At 72.8% G+C, this 3295-nt stretch carries 4 protein-coding genes; all 4 read right to left on the reverse strand.

What is annotated here, in order from left to right:
* Positions 1–488: 488 nt before the first annotated feature.
* A complete protein-coding gene (locus tag AB0J52_RS33320) occupies positions 489–866 on the reverse strand; it encodes a hypothetical protein (protein WP_500186842.1) in 378 nt (125 codons plus the stop codon).
* The gene (locus tag AB0J52_RS33325; RefSeq protein ID WP_500186843.1) at positions 863–1537 is read right to left on the reverse strand and encodes a hypothetical protein; all 675 of its coding nucleotides are present in this window, start codon (positions 1535–1537) and stop codon (positions 863–865) included. Before AB0J52_RS33325 ends, AB0J52_RS33320 begins: the two co-directional genes overlap by 4 nt.
* Before the next feature lie 2 nt (positions 1538–1539).
* Positions 1540–3033, reverse strand: coding sequence for a DUF3631 domain-containing protein (locus AB0J52_RS33330; protein ID WP_500186844.1), 1494 nt, complete (start codon positions 3031–3033; stop codon positions 1540–1542).
* Positions 3030–3295 (reverse strand): hypothetical protein (locus AB0J52_RS33335; protein WP_500186845.1); only part of this gene is annotated, 266 nt, incomplete at its 5' end. The genes AB0J52_RS33335 and AB0J52_RS33330, both read right to left, overlap by 4 nt.

The raw sequence follows: 3295 nt of genomic DNA on the forward strand, positions 1-3295 counted from the left end.
CTCGAACCGGGCCACCTCGCCGACGAGTTCGGCGCCGCGCCTGCGGGCGCTTGGGGGTCGCGGCCCTGCCCGTGGCCGCCTTGCCCGTGGTCTTGGCGGTGGTGGTCTTGGGGGTGGTGTCGTTGGTGGCCATCGCCTTGCCTTTCGTCGTGTGGTTGCTGCGTGACCACCTTCAACCCCGGCGTCGGGCAGCTCCAAGACGCCGCCCATCGGCGAGGCCGTCACGGCGGGCGGGCGTCCTCGCCGATGGGGTCGGGTTCACCTGCCGGCGGCTGCGCCGATGAGGCGTGCACCACATTCCGCGGGGCGATGTGGGCTCATGATCATCCCAACTTTTTCGATCCCACCTTGGCGCACCTGCGTGCGCCTGGCCGCCGGGGTGAGCTGTGGGGAGGGCGAGGGGTGACCCCCCACCCGGTTGCGGCCCCGGCGCTGGAGGGGTCGCCGGGGCCTCGCCGGGCCGCGTGTGGTGCGGCGTCCGGGGTGGGTCAGGTGGTGCCGAAGAACAGCTTGTCGAAGTCGGTCACGGTGGCGTCGTCCCATGCGCCGCGTAGGTCGGGTTCGGTGTTGACGCTGCTGCGGTGCCAGGAGGAGTCAACCTGTCGGCCGCCGGTCAGGTCGGGACGGTAGGTGCACAGGTCGGCCAGGCGGCGGCGGATCTCGGCGCGGTCCACCTTGCCGTCGTCGGTGACGGTGACGCCGGAGAAGTCGCCTTCCAGCGCGACGGAGGTGGGGTCGGGGAACCCGGCTCGCTGGGCCTCCCGGCGCACCGCGTCGCGCAGGGTGGTGTCGTGGACCTGCTGAGCACGGCGGGCGGCATGAAGCTCTTCGATCGTGGTGGGCTGGGGGTTGGTGTCGTCGGTCATGCGGCGTCCTTGTCGGTGTTGTGGTCGGTGAGCAGGTCGCGGGCGATGGGCAGCCATTCGGGCTCGGTGGTGAGGGTGGCGATGTTGGAGATCATGAACGGGTCGGTGATCGGGCCGTTGGCACCGACGGTCTGCCGGTCGGCGTGCGGGGTGCCCGCGAGCTTGTAGGCCATGTGCTGCCAGGCGGCGACGCCGCTCGCGCGGTCACGCAGGCTGGTGAAGTCCGCACGGAGCTTGTCGGCGGCGGCCTCGTACTCGGGCAGCACCCGCGCCAGCCACGCGGTGCGCCGCTCCGGGTCGGCCATGATCTCGTTGTACAGATCGACGTAGGCGTAGTAGGCGCTCTGGGCCGCGTGGACGGCTACCCGCGCGGCGTCGTCGGCTTCGTGGGCCAGGCCGAACAGGCCGGGCGCGAGGGGCGCGTGTCCTTCGCCGTTGCGGGCGGCCTCCAGCGCGGCGGCCTTGTCGTCTGCCTCGGCCTGGCGGGCGTCGGCGAAGGCGTCGTGTGCCTTGGCTTCCGCGTCGTGGGCGATCTCGCGTGCCTCGATGGCGGCGCGGGCGGCCTGCACCAGTTCGTCGGGTGCGCCGAAGGGGGCGGGGAACGGCACCGGGGGGCGGCTGCCGATGCCGCCCTCGAAGCCCAGTTCGTAGAAGGTGTCGATGAACGCCATGATCAGTTTCTCCTTGTCGTGATGGCGGTCGGGTCGGTGGTGCGGTCGGTTCCGCACGCGGCGCGGTGGCCCTGGGTGTCCAGCCCCCAGCGGCAGCGCGGGCAAGTTCCGAGGGGTGCCGGGGAGCACCTGCCGCAGCCGGGCCGGGGGGTGCCGTCACACCCTTCACATGCGTCACTTTCGCTGGTCAGCGCCGTTACGGGGCGTTCTGCTGTGACGGATGGATCTGTCACCGCCGTCTTGGGTGTGACGGATGCATCTGTCACGGCCGAGGTATCCGTTTGGGGTCTGACCTGGGAAAGTGATGGGTGTGACGCTTGCGACGGAGAGGGGGACCCCGCCTGGGCCGGGCCGCTGCCCGGCGGTGTGTCGGGGTGGGGGAGGTAGAGGGTGAAGGCGTCGGTGAAGTCGGCGGCCCGGTAGCCGCGTTTCTGGGTCTTGCGGGTGCCGTCGTCAGTGGCGACCCACTGCGGGCCGCTGGGGCGGATGCCGTAGTCCTGGAGCCGGGTGGCCAGGCCCTTGGTCGTCAGGGTCGTCCACGGCGACTCGGGCAGGGCGCGCAGCCGCTGGATCAGGTCGGCGCTGGTGATGAAGTCGCTCTTGACCAGCTCCAGTACCTCGCGCAGGTCGGCCAGCAGATGCAGGTTGGTCGAGGACACCGCGTCGTCGGCGGCGGCCTGGGCGACCAGTAGCGCGCACGCCCACCGGGCGCGGTCGGGCCAGGGTCCGCCTGCCAGGTCGGCCAGCGCCAGCAGCGGTTCCCACACGTCGGCCGCGCGGTCCTCCACTCCCGGCGGCATGACCGGTACGGCGTGCTCCAGCTCCTCCAGGTGCGCAGCCAGCCAGGCGGCCACCTCGTCGCGCAGCGCGTGCAGCGGGGGCACGTCGCGGCGCTGCCGGAAGGCGTCGGCGTGCTCGCCGGGGCCGCGCCTGCGCATCACGACCTGAACCGAGCGGTCGGTGATGGTGTCGGGCAGGCGGCCGATCCCGGCCAGGGCGGCCATGGCGAAGGTCTCGAACTCGCGCGGGGTGTTGCTGTCGCCCTCGCACCGGTGGATCTTGCGGCCCCGCTGCCATCCGGCGTTCAGCAGGCCGCGCAGGTCCTCGTTGCCCTCGGCGGCGCGCTTGGTGCCCCACAGCGTGTCGGCCTCGTCGAACAACAGCGTCGGCGGCGCGTCGTCCTGCACCAGCCGCATGATGGCTGCCACCGAGGCGTTTACCGTCATCAGCGGCGCGTGGCACAGCGCCTCGACCACATCCAGCAGCCGGGACTTGCCGCATCGCTTCTCCGGCGAGCTGATCGCCAACCGGGGAGCCTGCTGCCACGCCTTCACCGCGTGCGTGGCCGCGATCCACAGCGTGACCGCCACTGCCGTCTCCGGCGAGGGCAGCACCACATAGCGGGTCAGCGCGGCATGCACGCGGTCCAGCAGGGCCACGCCGTCGGCGGGCTGGTTGAGTTCGGCCAGGGACGGCACGGCGGCGAGCGCGGTCACCGGCCACCACCCGCCGGGATGCGGCGGCGCGCCGAGGCGACCGCCGCGCGGGCTTCGCGTTCAGGCAGGCCCGCCCGCACCGCCGCCGCCACCAGGTCCTCAAACACCTCGGGGTGGTGGCCGTCGCGCGCCGCGCAGCACGCGGCCCAATACAGCAGGTTGTTCCGGCTGCCCTGGGGCGCGTGGGCGACGCACCGCACCAGCCCGGCCGCGCCACGCTGTGCCCGGCCCGGCCCGTTGCGGCGCGGCGCGGCGGCTCGCC

This window comes from Spirillospora sp. NPDC049652 (genome assembly GCF_040675125.1).
In the GTDB taxonomy this organism is placed as follows: domain Bacteria; phylum Actinomycetota; class Actinomycetes; order Streptosporangiales; family Streptosporangiaceae; genus Spirillospora.